The sequence below is a fragment of the Paraflavitalea devenefica genome (assembly GCF_011759375.1).
Lineage (GTDB): Bacteria > Bacteroidota > Bacteroidia > Chitinophagales > Chitinophagaceae > Paraflavitalea > Paraflavitalea devenefica.
On record NZ_JAARML010000006.1, the window covers coordinates 372,550 to 388,285 of the forward strand.

The 15,736-nt window shown below is 51.0% G+C and carries 15 protein-coding genes; 8 read left to right on the top strand and 7 right to left on the bottom strand.

What is annotated here, in order from left to right; genetic code table 11:
- Window positions 1–72: 72 nt before the first annotated feature.
- Window positions 73–825 (bottom strand): Rossmann-like and DUF2520 domain-containing protein, encoded by a 753-nt coding sequence (locus HB364_RS28960; protein ID WP_167291915.1) that lies wholly within the window; start codon window positions 823–825, stop codon window positions 73–75.
- A gap of 52 nt (window positions 826–877) precedes the next feature.
- Between HB364_RS28960 and HB364_RS28965 the strand changes: the two genes are divergently transcribed.
- The 7 genes from HB364_RS28965 (at window position 878) to HB364_RS28995 (ending at window position 8,190) form a co-directional block, all read left to right on the top strand.
- Complete coding sequence (locus HB364_RS28965; protein WP_167291916.1) at window positions 878–1,720, top strand: alpha/beta hydrolase; 843 nt, start codon at window positions 878–880, stop codon at window positions 1,718–1,720.
- A gap of 132 nt (window positions 1,721–1,852) precedes the next feature.
- The gene (locus HB364_RS28970) at window positions 1,853–3,427 is read left to right on the top strand and encodes a flavin monoamine oxidase family protein (RefSeq protein WP_246228647.1); all 1,575 of its coding nucleotides are present in this window, start codon (window positions 1,853–1,855) and stop codon (window positions 3,425–3,427) included.
- A gap of 15 nt (window positions 3,428–3,442) precedes the next feature.
- On the top strand, window positions 3,443–4,615 hold the full coding sequence (locus HB364_RS28975; RefSeq protein ID WP_167291917.1) for a pyridoxal phosphate-dependent aminotransferase: 1,173 nt from the start codon (window positions 3,443–3,445) through the stop codon (window positions 4,613–4,615).
- A gap of 347 nt (window positions 4,616–4,962) precedes the next feature.
- The gene (locus HB364_RS28980; protein WP_167291918.1) at window positions 4,963–5,955 is read left to right on the top strand and encodes a Hint domain-containing protein; all 993 of its coding nucleotides are present in this window, start codon (window positions 4,963–4,965) and stop codon (window positions 5,953–5,955) included.
- Between the two features lie 630 nt (window positions 5,956–6,585).
- The gene (locus HB364_RS28985; protein WP_167291919.1) at window positions 6,586–6,951 is read left to right on the top strand and encodes a helix-turn-helix transcriptional regulator; all 366 of its coding nucleotides are present in this window, start codon (window positions 6,586–6,588) and stop codon (window positions 6,949–6,951) included.
- 409 nt (window positions 6,952–7,360) lie between these two features.
- Window positions 7,361–7,807: a MauE/DoxX family redox-associated membrane protein gene (locus HB364_RS28990; RefSeq protein WP_167291920.1), complete on the top strand. Its 447-nt coding sequence runs from the start codon at window positions 7,361–7,363 to the stop codon at window positions 7,805–7,807.
- A gap of 32 nt (window positions 7,808–7,839) precedes the next feature.
- On the top strand, window positions 7,840–8,190 hold the full coding sequence (locus tag HB364_RS28995; RefSeq protein WP_167291921.1) for a helix-turn-helix domain-containing protein: 351 nt from the start codon (window positions 7,840–7,842) through the stop codon (window positions 8,188–8,190).
- 400 nt (window positions 8,191–8,590) lie between these two features.
- Here HB364_RS28995 and HB364_RS29000 read toward each other — a convergent pair whose 3' ends face one another.
- The 6 genes from HB364_RS29000 to HB364_RS29025 all read right to left on the bottom strand — a co-directional run bounded on the left by HB364_RS29000 (window position 8,591) and on the right by HB364_RS29025 (window position 14,771).
- Window positions 8,591–10,543 (bottom strand): alpha-L-arabinofuranosidase C-terminal domain-containing protein, encoded by a 1,953-nt coding sequence (locus tag HB364_RS29000; RefSeq protein WP_167291922.1) that lies wholly within the window; start codon window positions 10,541–10,543, stop codon window positions 8,591–8,593.
- A gap of 497 nt (window positions 10,544–11,040) precedes the next feature.
- Complete coding sequence (locus HB364_RS29005; protein WP_167291923.1) at window positions 11,041–11,700, bottom strand: hypothetical protein; 660 nt, start codon at window positions 11,698–11,700, stop codon at window positions 11,041–11,043.
- A gap of 17 nt (window positions 11,701–11,717) precedes the next feature.
- Complete coding sequence (locus tag HB364_RS29010) at window positions 11,718–11,963, bottom strand: hypothetical protein (RefSeq protein WP_167291924.1); 246 nt, start codon at window positions 11,961–11,963, stop codon at window positions 11,718–11,720.
- Window positions 11,964–12,356: 393 nt separating this feature from the next.
- On the bottom strand, window positions 12,357–13,124 hold the full coding sequence (locus tag HB364_RS29015) for a hypothetical protein (protein ID WP_167291925.1): 768 nt from the start codon (window positions 13,122–13,124) through the stop codon (window positions 12,357–12,359).
- Between the two features lie 45 nt (window positions 13,125–13,169).
- Window positions 13,170–13,910 (bottom strand): hypothetical protein, encoded by a 741-nt coding sequence (locus HB364_RS29020; protein WP_167291926.1) that lies wholly within the window; start codon window positions 13,908–13,910, stop codon window positions 13,170–13,172.
- A gap of 96 nt (window positions 13,911–14,006) precedes the next feature.
- Window positions 14,007–14,771 (bottom strand): hypothetical protein, encoded by a 765-nt coding sequence (locus tag HB364_RS29025; RefSeq protein ID WP_167291927.1) that lies wholly within the window; start codon window positions 14,769–14,771, stop codon window positions 14,007–14,009.
- 684 nt (window positions 14,772–15,455) lie between these two features.
- On the opposite strand from HB364_RS29025, the gene HB364_RS29030 reads away from it, so the two are divergent.
- The gene (locus HB364_RS29030; RefSeq protein WP_167291928.1) at window positions 15,456–15,626 is read left to right on the top strand and encodes a hypothetical protein; all 171 of its coding nucleotides are present in this window, start codon (window positions 15,456–15,458) and stop codon (window positions 15,624–15,626) included.
- Window positions 15,627–15,736: the final 110 nt, after the last annotated feature.

The following is a 15,736-nucleotide window of genomic DNA, read 5'->3' on the forward strand; positions in this document are numbered from 1 at the left end:
CTATGCCGGGGTTCATGATTACTTGTATCTTCTTGTTTTTCCTTTGCCTTTAATCGATGATGAATAGCGAGCTTACTGCTGGATGCTTTTCGTGAACCAGGCGTATAGTTCCTTCAACTCGCCATGGGCTTCCAGTAGTTCGAGGTGTTTCTGAATGGTCGGTGTGTCGTGCCGTATGGCAGGGCCGGTCTGTGCATCGCGAGGCGACAGGTATTGCAATCGCTCTGCTACTTCCTTTATCAATGGATGCAATAGTTGAAAGCTAGCTCTCTCCGCTGCACAATACTGCGCCGCCAATGTATACAAGTGATTGGTAAAGTTGCTCACCATGACCGCTGCTACATGTAATTTCAGACGCTGTTCATCACTGGCCACCTGCACCTGCGGGGAAAGGCTGTTGGCTACAGTCTGCAGCAGGGAAAGATCTTCTTCCGTATTGGCATTGATGAGCAAAGGGATCACGGGCAATTGGGGCATTTCTTTGCGTAAGCTTTGTAAAGGATATAAGATGCCATACCGTGCACTTACTGGTTTCAGCACTTCTGCGGATACGGATCCAGCTGTATGTACTACCAGTTTATCCTTTACGGGCAGAGAAGCTGCTACTGCGGCAATCGCCGCATCTGCCACGGCAATGAGGTAGAGGTCTGCACTGGTGTCCAGTTCTTCCATACGGGTGGTATAGCCGGCCTGTAACTGCGCTGCCAATGTTCTTGCGTGTGTGGCTGCACGTCCGTACACCTGTACCACTTCATGGCCTGCTGCCGTGATGGTACGGCCCAGAACCGTTGCTACATTGCCTGTGCCGATGATGACGATGCGCATGATCTTGATTTGGGACGCAAGCTAAGGAAAACTTATTCTATCTTGCCTTCCCATGAAGTTTGCACAGCAACTGGTTGTTAATTATCTCCGGGCGAGGCTCAATATGATTTCTCTGGTCTCTCCGAGGCGGGCAGCGGTGAAGGCCTTCGAATTGTTCTGCACGCCGCTGCGCCGGTCGCGCAAACAACCCCCTGCCATTTTCGACCAGGGCGAAGCATTGTCCTTCACGCTGGAAGGAATTACCATCCGCGGGCACCGCTGGAACCATCCGCAGCCCCGGAAAGCACTGATCGTTCATGGCTTTGAATCTTCCTCCAAAAATTTCGACCGCTATATTACGCCTCTTATCCGCAAGGGATACGAAGTACTCGCCTTTGACGCACCTGCCCATGGTAACTCCGGCGGCAAACAGATCAACCTGCCTTTGTATGTACGCACCCTGCAGGAGATTAACCAGCGATACGGTCCTATACAAAGTTTTATGGCGCACTCCTTCGGCGGACTGGCCCTCGTACATTTTATCGAAACCATCCCGCATACAGCCGACACCCGCGTAGCCCTGATTGCCCCTGCTACCGAGACCACTTCGGCCATTGACTCTTTTTTCCGGTTCCTCGATCTACGCCCCACAGTACGAACCGCCTTTGATCAACTCATCTTTGACCTGTCGGGCGTATGGCCTGCTCATTTTTCTATCCGCCGCGCCATGCAGCAAGTGCAGGCCCAGGTATTGTGGCTGCATGATGAGCAGGATGAGCTGACGCCGCTGGCGGATGCGCTGAAAGTGCGTGATGATCAGCATCCGCAGGTTTCGTTTGTGATTACACAAGGGTTGGGCCATAGAGCGATCTACCGTGATAACAAAGTGGTGAAACAGGTCATAGAATTCTTGTAGTACAAACAAAGAAAGTGACCAATCTTATCCAAAGATCATATGATTTTAACGTTCATGTATTTCGGAGGGCAGGGGTTTGGAGAAAAATTCTATATTGATGACGGATTCGTCAACGATTAATTTTTTTATTATTTGAACCAGATCTCACGGAGAAAATTCCTGCTGCATACCGGCCGGCTGGCGGGTGGCGCCTACCCGGCCATGATGGCACTGGGCCTGTTGCCCGAAGCGCCGGCCCCCGATTTCCAACTGCCGGGCACCGCCAAAGGCGAACATATTGTTATCCTCGGGGCCGGACTGGCGGGACTCACCGCCGCCTACGAACTGCAACAACTGGGCTACCGCTGCACCATTCTTGAAGCCCGCAACCGGGCAGGCGGCCGCTGCTGGAGCGTACGCAAAGGATCGACCCATACAGAAACCGGTCAACCGGAACAAAAAGCCGCCTTTGATGAAGGCCTTTATTTCAATGCCGGTCCCTCCCGCATTCCCCATCACCACGCGATTACTTTACATTACTGCAAGGCGCTGAACGTGCCCCTGCAGGTGTATAATAATGTGAATGAGTCGGCGTATTATTTCAGTGAAGGCAAGGGTCCACTGAGCAACAAGAAGGTGCGGGTGCGGGAAGTGCACAATGATGTACGTGGCCATATCGCGGAGCTGCTGGCCAAAGCCGTTGACAGTAAACAGGTGGATACCGCCCTCACGAAGGAAGACGCCCAGAAGGTGGTGGAGTACCTGCGCGCAGAAGGCGGACTGGACCTCGACAAGCTGTATAAAGCCTCCGCCCGCCGCGGTTATGTGGAAGCGCCGGGCTATGGGGAGAAAGCCGGCCGCATCGGCGAGCCGCATACCCTGGCCGCTATTATCAGTTCGGGCCTGCTGGACCCCGATTTCTATAATGTGGCGGAATATACGTACGAGCTACAGACTCCCCTATTCCAGGCTGTGGGTGGCATGGACATGATCGCCAAAGCCCTGGAAAAGAAACTGGTTACCCCTGTACAGTTCCATGCAGCCGTGACTACGATCCGCAATACCGAGCAAGGCGTACAGATCCATTATACGACACCGGCCGGCAATAAAAGTATTAGCGGCGACCTGTGCATCTGCACCCTGCCCCTGCCGGTATTGAGCAATATCGACCATAATTTCTCTTCCCCCGTGAGCCGCGCGATTGACTATGCTCATTATATCCAAACCGGTAAGATCGGGCTGCAGTTCAAACGCCGCTTCTGGGAAGAAGATGAACATATTTATGGCGGCATCACGCATACGAATAATGAGCTGACACAGATATTTTATCCTTCCCATGATTATCTCGGGAAGAAAGGCGTACTGATCGGGTATTATAATTTCAATGAGAAAGCGCGCATCGTAGGCGAGCTATCCTTTGCCAAACGCCAGGAACTGGCGCTGCAGAAAGGACGCCTGATCCATCCGCAATATGACCCCGAATTTGAGCAAGGGTTTTCGGTGAGTTGGCATAAGACCCAATTCAACCTGGGTGGCTGGGCCGTTTATACCGGCGAAGCGCGCACCACCCACTATAAGGCTTTGCTGGCGCCGGATAAAAACGTATATTTTGCCGGAGAGCATACGACGTACCTGAACTCGTGGATGGCCGGGGCTTTTGAATCGGCGAGGGTGGCTGCCACCGCTGTTCATGGGAGACTATCGGAACAAAGACTACAGTATAAGTAAACAAAACTAACTACTATGCCTACTACAATTAACCGCCGGCAACTGCTCAAGACCGGCGCCCTGCTCACCGGTGGACTTGGCCTGCTTCCTGCTTTTGTACACAAGGCCCTGGCCCATCCGCCCGCTGAAGTATTCGACCCGCTGCGCACCTGGGAAACCGATGAATCGGTGATCCTTTCCGCCCCGCCGGATATCAAGGCCCGGCTTGGCGCCAATGAAAACCCCTTCGGCCCTTCGCCCAAAGCCAAGAAAGCCATCCAGGACACCATCGGCGATAGTTACCGCTATCCTTTTATGTACAGTCGCGAGCTGGTGACCAAGATCGCTACTTTTGAAGGCATACAACCCATGCAGATCCTGCTGGGCGCCGGCTCCTCTCCCCTGCTGCTGGCCGCGGCCCTGTATTACAGCAAGGACGGCGGCAATATTGTTACCGGCGACCCTTCTTACGAAGACCTGCCCGAGAAAGCCCAGCAATTCAAAGCTACGATCATCAAGGTGCCGCTGACGGCTGATTATAAACTGGACCTGACCGCCATGGAGAAAGCCATTACGGCTGATACCAAACTAGTGTATATCTGCAATCCTAATAACCCCACCGCCACCGCGCTGGATACCGCCGCACTGAAAGCATTCTGTGAACGCGTATCGGCCAAGGTACCCATCTTCATTGATGAAGCGTATATTGATTACCTGGATGATCCCAAAGGCGCTTCGATGATGGAGTGTGTACGCAAGGGACAGAACGTGATCATTGCCCGCACTTTTTCCAAGCTGTATGGCTTTGCCGGATTGCGGGTAGGTTATGCGGTAGGGCCAGCCTCCGTTATCCGGTCTATGAACCAATATACGAATGCGGGCATGTGCCTCTCCTCCACTTCGATCCAGGCAGCGAACGCCTGCTATAACGATACGGAGTACCTGAACGATGCCAAGGCCAAGACGATGGCGTCTAAAAAGTTCCTGTATGAGGTGCTGGAAAAAGAAGGTTATACGTGGATCCCTTCGGCGGCTAATTTTGTGATGTTCCCGCTTAAGATGGAGGCGCCCAAGTTTGGCATGGAGATGATGAAGCGTGGGGTGATGATCCGCACCTGGCGATTTGCGGGGAAGGATTGGTGCAGGATCAGTTTGGGGACCATGGAGGAGATGGAGGTGTTTGCGAAGGCGTTTAAAGAAATATCGTGAATCGGCAGTCGGCAATGCGTTTGCTTCGATAATTTTCTTTTGCTTTGTTCGCGCTGCGCGCGGGGCTTTTTCTGTTCTTTTTTCTTGACAAAAAAGAACCAAAAAGTCAAGGCAAACCCGAATGCCTCCGGCCGGTTTGCCACCCACGCCACCCCAGGTGGTACTTTGCTTACTAATTACAGGCTTTTATGCTTTGAGGGTGGATGATTATTGGTAAGAGGCTCACTTTTGGGGGTTCCTACTATGCTGGGGTTCATGATTATTTGTTACTCACTGCTTACCACTGTTCACCGGCTTTTTACTTTGGAAATGACAGAACAAGATTAACTTATCAATATTTCAACACGATGAAGAAGCTTATTTCATTTGTAACGTTATCAATGATTGTCCTGGTTGATTATGCGCAGGAGAAGCCGGTGCGGAGCCTTACGCTGGAAGAGTATGAGAAGGCCAAGACGTTTGCGGTGAAGGACCTGGACAATGATACGTATGTGAAGTTTGAGAATACTTATGTACTGGACCGCTATGAGAGTCGCAAGCCTTATTTTGTGACCGGCGATGACGGCAAGAAGAAACGCATTGATATTTATAAACTACTGGCCAAAGAAGGTATGCAGGACCTGGGCATCCTCATTTTTTATACCAATGAGCAAGGGACGCTCTATAAAGCCTGTATGCCCCACTTTACGGCCGATAGCAAGGTATGGGGAAAGTATTTTGAAGATATCCATGCGATTGATAAGCAGGAAGCCAATTTCGTGCTGAAGCTGTCGTATGTGCTGTCGAAGGAGTTTGGCTTCCAACTGTACAAGGCAGCCAACCAGGGGAAGGACCTCAGCAAGGAATCGGCCACGTATGGCAATGATATTTGTTTCCCGGGCACGATGCAGGTAAGCATGGCCGGCGGCGGCACGAAGGCACTTGCCGCTATCCGTCCCGGTGACCGCATCCTCACCGTAGACCCGGCCACGCAACAAACGCAGGTGGTTACGGTGAAGGAGCTGACCAGTCATACCCCCAAGAACTATGCGATCACCCGGCTGCGTTTGTTGGCTGCTACCGAAAAGGTTACTGCGGCCGGTACGGAAGTGTTGCTGCTTGGTAAAACGGTGCAGGCTACCCCCAACCATCCTGTGCTGACCACCAACGGGCAAAAGAAGATGGGGGAACTTGTTACCGGTGATGAGATCCTTTGCCAGGACCAAGCGACCGGGCGCTACCAGGCTTTCCAGGTGTGGCATAAAACGGAATCGGCCGGTGGATGGCAGCCGGTGTATAATATTGTGGCTGATGGGGGGAGTACGTTTATGATGAATGGGGTGATGGTGTTGCAGAAGTAGCTTCGAGCTACGAGCTTTGAGCTTCGAGCTGCGTTTGCTTTGCAGGCACAAGCGAAGAAGTTTTTGCTGACGGCTGCGGGGTTGTTGTTGTGTTTCGTTTAGGCTCAAGGCGTTAGGAGCCATTTGACTTTATAAAAAAACTGCTGATTGCATAACTTTTTGTGCTAATCCGACAAATCATATAGACTAATTTGCATACAGGTTCAGGATTTCTTACGACCTGGCAGTATGATGTTTCAATTTGATACGATCTTCTATTACGTGCATTCTCACCTTTTGTAGTTAACAGTAGCAGCTAACGGTAGCCGTACCGCGACGTCCCTCTATGTCGTCAGGTGCTATCCCATTGTCTGTACACTGATACGGAAACAGCTTTACGATTATGACATTGAAGGCTTAATGGTTTAATGGCATAGCTGTGCACGATGCAGCAGCTATCCCTGGATTAATTACCCATTGCTGTCCGTGGCACAGGACGGCAATGGTGGATCCAGGGTGGAAGCCCGCTTCGCGGGCTCAGGGTGACATTGTTCAAGATGAATAAACAAACTTATAATCCATTTATAATCCATATCAGTTGATGCCCTACCCTACCTGTGAGAATCCATTTCATCAATTAAACCTTTTGCTATGCAAGTTCAACTTACAGAAGCCGACATTGAACGACTGACGCTTGTGCGCGACACTATCCTAAAGAACCTGCGTTATCATTACACGATCCCGGCACTGGCCCAGACAGCCGGCATTAACGAGTTCAAACTGAAAACAGGTTTTAAAGCCCTGTACGGACAGCCCGTTTTTGATTTCCTTACCGAACACCGGATGAAGATGGCCATGGAGCTGATGGAAACGAACAATTATTCCATCGGGGAGATCGCCCACCGCTGTGGCTATAACCACCCTACGAATTTCTGTGCGGCCTTCCGGCGCCGCTATAAGATCCGGCCCTCAGACTACCGGAAGAATATACCCGATCATGTACGCAGCGCTATTTAGCGGTTGCGGCCCTGTTCAACCGGAAGGCATTTGCCTGCAACCCCGACCCACCCGATTACGCAATGATTCATATCCCTGGGCCTTATGGCCCGGGGACTTTGTTACGAGGCTAAAATTTCCGTGCACCTTTATAGTTTATCCTGTTCGCATCATTGCCCTATTTTAACTTCATAGTACCCAACAACCCGATGCCCGAAACTTTATGTACGGTATCCCAACATCCGGGCGGCTGGATGCCGGGCCTGGGCGTCAAAACAACCAATTGCCGGCCATGCTCCGGTGAGGCAGTGTTGAAGCGTGAAGCCTGTCGAAGGGTGAGCCACCCTTTGCCGGTGACCCACGCTTTGACAGGCGAGGCGATCTTGTTCCAGCCCCCGGATCTATTGTTGTACCATTTTATTATGTCAGTATGAAACGTGCCATTGTTGTAGAGATCATTGCTTTTTTGTTTGTGGTCCTGTTCCTGTATACCGGTATCAGCAAGCTGATGGACTATGGTGTTTTCCGGGAACAGTTGGCCGAATCACCTATCCTGAAACCCGTGGCGCCGGTAGTGGCTATCGGGCTGCCCATCCTGGAGTTTGTACTGGCGGCGATGCTGATCATTCCCAAGTGGCGGCTGAAAGGCTTTTACGCCTCTACAGCCCTGATGATCGCTTTTACGCTTTATATTATTGCGCTGATGTTATGGGCCGATCACCTGCCCTGCAGTTGCGGTGGTGTGCTGGCGCAGTTGAGCTGGGGCGAACATATTGTTTTCAACAGCGTGTTTATCGTGCTGGGGATTGTGGGGATCATCCTGGAGCGAAAGATACGGCGCGGCCATCCTCCGGCCATGCCTACCGTGATGCAGTAACCCGGCTTCTATCGTGCCTATAAACCTTTCTTATGATACGATTAAAAGACAAAGACATGGTCAAACTGGCCAAGGCGGAAGCATTGATCATCCGCTCGCTCGACAAGCATTATACGATCGTAGAAATTGCCCGGATGGTGCAAATGCCGGAGAAGCGCTTGAAGTGGGCCTTTAAACATACGTATGGCATGGGCATTTATACTTACCTGAAAACGCAGCGGCTGCTGCGGGCCAAGGTACTGATGCTGGAAAGAAAGCGCGTGCACGAGATTATCCAGGAGATCGGCTATTCCAGTCAAAGTAATTTCAGTAAGGCGTTTACTAAGACGTTTAAGGAAAGGCCTTCGGAGTGGAGGAAGAGCCAGTTGGCGAAGACGGCATAAACTTGCCTTGCCGGCGGTTTTGCTTTTGCTTTTGCTTTTGCTTTGTTCCCGCTGCGCGGGAGGCTTTTTCTGTTCTTTTGCCTTGATGCAAAAGAACCAAAAAATCAAGTCAGGCCCGATCCCTCCGGGCGGCCTGACTGGCCAGCGCCACCCCAGGTACTACTTTGCTGACTAATTATTGGCTTTTATACTTTGGGGTGGATGACTATTGGTAAAAAAACCGCTTGGGGGGATTCCTCCTATGCCGGGGTTACTGATTTTTTGTACCTCCCTGGTATTACTCACTGGTTGTGGATGCCTGTTGGTAAGAAGCCGGTGCTTTTTGGTTCCTCCTATGCCGGGGTTATTGATTACTGGTATCTTCTTATAGCAGGCTTGCTTTTATGGCGTGCTTCTGCATTTATATTTTTATGCGAAGTACGTTTACTGAATAGGGTGTCAGGGTTATTACTCCTTTGTTTTTTATTTCAACGGTGGTTACGGCGGGGGTTACTGCTTCGGGTTGGCCGAGGGTGTTGATGGCATTGGGTGCAGGGCCTTTTAGTACGGCGAGCGTTCCGGTTAGTTTTTTCTTCTTTACCTGTGGTAAGTCGATGGTGCGTTGCTTGGTTTCGCCGGAAGCGTTTATCAGCTTTACAATTAATTCTTTGGTGGTGGTGTCTATGACGGCGGAGGCATAGCAACTGTCCTGTCCCGTTACTGCCATGCCTTCCTGTAATAACGGCACTACATGCGTGCCACGGTTGCGGCTGAATAGCTGCTGTACGTAATAGCTGGGCGTGGCGAGGACGCGGCTGTTATCAAACCAGATGAGGTTGGGCGTCCACTGCCAGGCATCTGTATGGGCAAAGAGGGGCGCATAGGCGCTCATGGTCACGATATCGGCATTGCGCTCCAGGCCGGTCATGAAGGCGGCTTCACTGAGAGCACATAAGAGCGTGTTCCTGTTGTCCTGGCTGCCAATGCGCACACTGTGGCAGGCATACTCGCCTAAGAATATTTTGGGGCCTTTTCGGTCGTAGTTATCGTATTTACCGGCATTCATCAGGAACCAATTGGGCGTTTGGTAGTAATGCTCATCAATGATGTCCACATTTAACTTACGCAGCACCGAATCCATGTATTTGAACTGCGGGTTGGGTGAATAGCCGGTGCTGGTGATGAGTTGTATATCGGGGTAGCGTTGTTTGATGGCTTTGGTGAAAGCCTGTAAGCGTTCAATGTATTGCGGTCCCCAGTTCTCATTGCCGACGCCCAGCCATTTCATGTTGAAAGGAGCCGGATGACCTAGCTCGGCGCGTTTCTTTCCCCAGGGAGTATTTACGTTTCCATTGGCAAATTCTATAAGGTCCAGCGCATCTTGTATATAGGGATTGAGTTGGTCCATGGGCACTACTTCGGCGGTGTTGAACTGGCAGCTCATGCCGCAGTTGATGATGGGCATGGGGGTAGCGCCAATGTCTTCACAGAGCTGGAAGTATTCCAGGAAGCCGAGGCCAAAGCTCTGGTAGTAATCGGGTGTGGGGCGGGCGGCTACGCCGTGGTTCCATTTGTTGATGATGAGCTTTCTTTCTACGCGGGGACCGATGGTCTGCTTCCACTGGTAGCGCTCGTTGAGATCAGTGCCTTCCACGATGCAGCCACCGGGAAAACGGATGAAGCCGGGTTTGATGTCGGCCAGCGCCTGCACCATGTCAGCGCGGAGGCCTTTGGGTCTGCCCTTCCAGGTATCGGATGGATAGCAGGATATCATATCGAGGTCCAGCTTGCCGCTGCCTTCGAACCAGATGACGAGGCGGCCTTTGCGGGCGGTATCGGTGGGTGTGAGGCTGACGGATTGCTCCTGCCACGAGCTGGTGGCTGGTTGGAGGCGGGCGGTGGCGATGGGTTTGCCGGCGGCATTGAGCAGTTCGATGCGCAATTGTATGCCGGGTTGTTGCTGGCGGACTAGCAGCGAAAAATCATACCGTACCTCCTTTTTAATGACCATGCCGCCGAAGCCTTCATTGACCAGGCCGAGGGTATCGGTGGACCGGGGAATATCGAGCTGCAGGTATTTCGGATTGTTGGGATTTTCCTGTTGACGGTTCACGATGATGGCGACACCATCGGGGATGCGGCGGGCGGTGGTCTTCCATCCCATGAGGGGGGTATTGAACTCGAAGGAGCCATTCTTGATGAGGTCGGCATTGAGGCCGCCATCGGCGCCGCGGTTGATGTCTTCAAAGAAGATGCCCCAGAGGGAGGGTTGGATCGCGGTTTTCACCGTGGTGGTGTTTATGACATAGGTGATGGATTCCTGGGCTTGGAGCGTGTAACAGCTTATCAATAGTATGGCAGCGATTCTTAGCATGGTTTGATTTTGTATGGTGCAATCTTACTATAACAGATATTTTCTTCTTTTAACCACTTTAGGGCAAAAGTATTTGTTTGGGATGTTACGAGTGGGAGGCTGTGCGCAGGCATGTTGTTACTTTCGTTGCATTGCATTGTTCTTTTGCTTTGTTCGCGCTGCGCGCGGGGCTTTTTCTGTTCTTTTGCCTTGATGCAAAAGAACCAAAAAATCAAGTCAGGCCCGATCGCTCCGCGCGGCCTGACTGGCCAACGCCACCCCAGGTGGTACTTTGCTGACTAATTATGGGCTTTTATGCTTTGGAGTGCGTGTCTGTTGGTAAGAGGCTGGTGCTTTTTGGGTTCCTACTATGCTGGGGTTGTTGATTGTTTGTATCTTCTTGCTTCTTGCTTGTTACTCATTGGCTTTTTTACTCGCTATTCATTACTCGCTACTCATTACTCATTATTTACTATTCACTACTCACCACTTACTGACTGTCGCCGCTGCTGTACCGGTTATTTGCGGGGTTGCAGGAGGCCTTTTGCATGGAGAGAGATGGCGGAAGGGCCCTGGGCGTGGAGCCAGGCGGGTAGTTGTTCCATCCGCAGCAAGCGTTGTTTTTCTTCCGGCGTGCATGCAAGGAGGTTGTGGATGGTGATCCAGCTTATGTGGAAGCCCTTTGTTTTTTCGCCGAGGAGCTCGTAGGCCAGCGCTTCCACCGCCATGTTCATTTCGGTGGTGATGGCTGTATACAGTTCTGCATATACGCTTAACTCGTACCTGCCGTCGATGCAGCGGTGATCCGGTGGTAAGAACCAGCAATTGGTGAGGTCAATCCCTGACCGGCCATAGAAAGGCAAGAGTAATTCGCCCAGCAGGCCGGGCGGCTGCAGGGCTATGACCTGCCAGCCGGGCATCCTGGGCGCTTTGGCCACGAAGGCCTCCGCCAGGTGGAAGTACCGGACTTTGCCATAGGTGGTAATGATGAGCCGGGACTCCCTCCTCTGGCTGGAAAGAAGTTCAAAGCTGAGGTTTTTCGTACAGGCCATGAGGTGTGTGTTGATCTCTCTGTACCAATATTCCCGCTCCTTCTTGTTCATCGCCGGCAGGGCCAATAAAAGGTTGCTGTACTTTTGGAACCAGGTCCAGAAGTGGTGGGCGTGTGCGTATTTCATGGTAGTTTGTTTTGTGGTTAATTATTGTTGTATGGTACACCGAGTTGCTCACAGGATTCTCGCAGGGGATAAGCAAAGTACTTGCAGAGCTCTGTGAGGAAGACCGCCTGATGATCCTCCCTATTGAGGGCCTCGCGTAGTTCCTGCAATCTACGGCTGGCAGTGGACGCTGTTTTGCCACTGAGGATCTGGACATCCTTTATCGTGGGCTGGTAGAGTTCGGGGGGTAGTTTGCTTTCCTTTTTGTTTGGAACGTTTTTCATAATGACCATGATTTTAATAAGTTAGAGAATAGCTATATGGTTCCGCACATGCAAGCACGTTGACGTCCAGGCATGAGCAGGTAAGCGCGCCTTGTGATGGTTCGTGAGGACACGAACCATGGCGGCAGACACGAACCATGGCGACAGGCGTTGCGTAGACGGCCTATGGCCTTCCACTCCTGTAACCAGTGATCAAAAAAAAGGAATAAGTGGCCTTTTAAAGGCCTGATGCGCGTGTGGTTGGGACAGCGAAGTGCTACTAAGCGGATGGCATGTGTAATGCCTGCGGGAATTATTCACCAGGGACGGGACCATAGAGCATCCGGATGCTCTATTTAGCTTGTACGATTGAGGATATTTGAATGTTACAGCTCCCTGAAAATATTTTTTAGTTTATTTTTTGTCTGCCATTTTGTGGTCTCCGCTTTTCCAAATTTTGGAAATAATGACCGGGCCAGGTATTTTGAGCGGGCTTATTTTGTTTGTCCCGGCTTTCATCTGGTACCACCTTACCCCTGTTACAATTATGTTTAGCTGATTGTAACCTATTGTTATCCTTCTTGTTTCCGGTCTTTTTTGTATTGCCTTTAGTGGCAGGAGGCTTGCTTTCACCCGCATTTTATCACCTTCCCAATGATGCAGATCAAACCAGGCCACGATCGCATATAGGGTGTAATGGGTAGCCCCTGGTGGTGGATTTACTGCCTGATTGGCCGTACAGGCGGGAAAGGTGATCTCTATTTCATTGTCGAGCGTATCCACCGTGATGGGGATGTGGATGTTTACACAACTTTGCCATGGGCAGGCTTCATTGAAGTTAAACCCCTCCAACTGCTGGATGGGACCATTGAGGGGACTACGATTGCCAAAACAATGCTGCTCATCGGCCTGTTGCAGTTCTCTAAGGACATTTGTGAACGGGCGGGCCGGCAAGCTAGCGCCGGCTTCCACCAGCAGGTTTGACCGTATGAGTGCAGACAGTTTCATGAGATGGCCAAATTCCTGGTTGTTCCGCCGGGAGAGGTTGAACCGCGGGTCGGTATTGAACTGCTTGCCCGACACGCCGCCGATCTTTTTTATCTGGTAATGGTCGTCTTTGGGAGTAAGTGTATGACCAGGAATGGCCCGTTTACTGATCCTGTTGTTTTTTTGTGTTGACATGATGGTAAGTTTTTAAAGTGGTACAAGTACCCCACCGTGGAGTATTTATTTACTGACCCCTACTTTGAGGATGGTGAATGGCACCTGCGTGTCCAATGGCATTAGTACTTTTGCATGCCCTACCGACTCATACCAATTGATGGTGGCCACCAGCAAGTGCAGACAGGGAGCTGTTTTATGGAGTTTAAAAACCAGCTCCTGTTGCGGTATTTGCAGGTGTTTCCAGGGTAAGAGTGTGGTCCTTTGTATTTGTTTTTCTGCTACCATACCCGTAAGATCAATGCTGACCTGTATGAAACGCAACCGGCAATATGTAGCGGAGCGCGGACCTTTTATCGCGTTGCGTGGCACGAAGGCAGGGATAGTGAGGCTCCATTGGCGCTTTTTCCGGTCAACCTTTACGTGTTCGTGCAGTTTTGTGGCCTCCTGCCATGATAATGAGGGGTTGAACTGAAAGTTTTCCAGGCTGGAAAAATCGGCGTTCAGGAGCGACCGGCAGCCAACCGGATTTTGCTTATCGGTTTGTATAATGTTAATAAGTGCTGCTGTTAGTACGGCTGGATGTTGGGCTATGGTGGCGTCTTCGAGGACGGCATCACGGATGAGCGTACCCAGTTTCGCAGCTACTGCAAATTCATCTGAGAGCTTGCGGGTCATGCTAAAGGCAGGATCATTGTTTACCCTATCCTTTGTGAGACCGATCTTACGTACCTGGTAGTAGCCTTCTTTGGGAATTAAGGTATAACCAGGAATTGCCTTGCGTGATTTTTTATTTTTGTATACCATGTTTTTGGGTTTGATGTGTTATGAATAATGTTTTAAGAGCAGGAAACCGGGCATGCTACCGGTTTCCTGATGCATGAACAAGTGTGCTGCCTACTGCTAAGCCGGCTCACTTACCGCGAGTACTGCTGCGGCACAACTCTGGTCGGTAAAGTCCCATGATTTACCATTCACAATTTTCTTAAACTCTATCCCCAATACCACAAATATGGGATGGGGACTGTTGGCAGGCAGCATCATTTGTAATGAGCCTGCCTCAGCGGGATCCTTCGACCAGGGCAGCTCTACGGTCTCGGCCCTGGCGGTGTAGCCTTGCCCATTCACAAAATCAATGGCTGCGGCAGCAGCAAAGAAATGGTAATGGGTGGTGCCTTTGGGCGCGTGGATCTTGTCGTAAGGAATTAAAGCCGGCAAGGTAATGTTGACCAGACCGGATGGCCGCCCCACGGCAATAGACCATCCACCCTCTATTATTACAGCCTGGGAGAACGGCAATGTGTCGTTGAACTCCAAGCCTACGAGTCCCTGCTTGCTTCCTTTGTGTACATTGCGACTGCCGTATTCGCTTTCGGTATCGCTTTGCAATACTTTGACCATGGTACGGGTAACCCGGCTAACGAGGCGGGGATCACCTGCTTTACTGACCTCTGTACTACATGCAGTACGGAATATTTTCCCGGCTGCTCCTGCGATGCCGAACTCACTTGCATTGCGGCGTGTGAGGTCGTATGATTTGGCAGTCCTGAATTTTTCGATGCTGTACCGGGCCGTTTTCTGCACCATGTAGCCATCGGCTGTTTCGAAAAAGTTCAGTTGATCTATTTTGCCCTTGATCTTGACGACAGGGCTTATTTGTTTAGGCATTTTTTTTAATTTTAAATTGTTAATGATCGTGTTTCGTGTTGCCGCCCGCGGTGCAGCAACTATAACCAGCCTTATACTTTGGTGACCGGGCGCCAGCTACCGCGCCACTTTTGCATAAGTCGCTGATAATTTTATTTTACGGTATTAGCATGCTATCGGTATGCTTCGGGTATGCTTCAGCTATGCTTCCTCCATACTCCCGCCATACGTCACCATGCTGTTCACCTCACCCCACAAACGTACGTTGAGGGAAAGCCTATTTCCAAATATGGGTGGTAGTTATGCCCTGTTTTGCATAAAATGATAAAAATGAAACCGAGGCCATTGCATTAATGAAACAGAGGCCATTGCATTTTTATCATTTTATGCAATTACATGCACTATTACCAGGTGCATTTGGAAAATGGGTATACGGTGTTGTAGGTTTGTGCTGCTGCATTCGTCATGACAACTGTCAGCAACAATGGCACAAGTACGCTCCCGCTCATGGCCTAAGCTGCGTACTTGCGCCAGCAGAGTGAAAGTTTCTATTAGTAGCCGCTGCTGTATCCGTTCTCCCGTCAATCATTATACGCCTGTTGAAGCCAGCCGCAGGCCCTCCGGAGATATCTCCGGGCAGCCGGGAAGAACGCCGTATGGAAGCGTGTACGCAAATACGATTATTCATTTCTAAAATGTTCTGTTATGAGTATACAAGAAAGAATGCAAAGTCCTACCCCGCCCTTTTTTGCGAAGCTGCGGAACTGGGGCCTGATCCTGGCGGCTGCGAGCGCCGCACTCCTGACCACCCCGGTAGTACTGCCGGCGATCGTGGTGAAGGTGGCCGGCTATTTAGCAGTTGCCGTGCGCCCGTAAAGGGTTGCTTTGTAAATATACCCTGGCAGGGTATCGGGTTAGTGTTCACAAAGACCCGTCATCACCGGCTTATCCGTGAGGGAAACCAACCGGGGAGTATAGCATGCCGG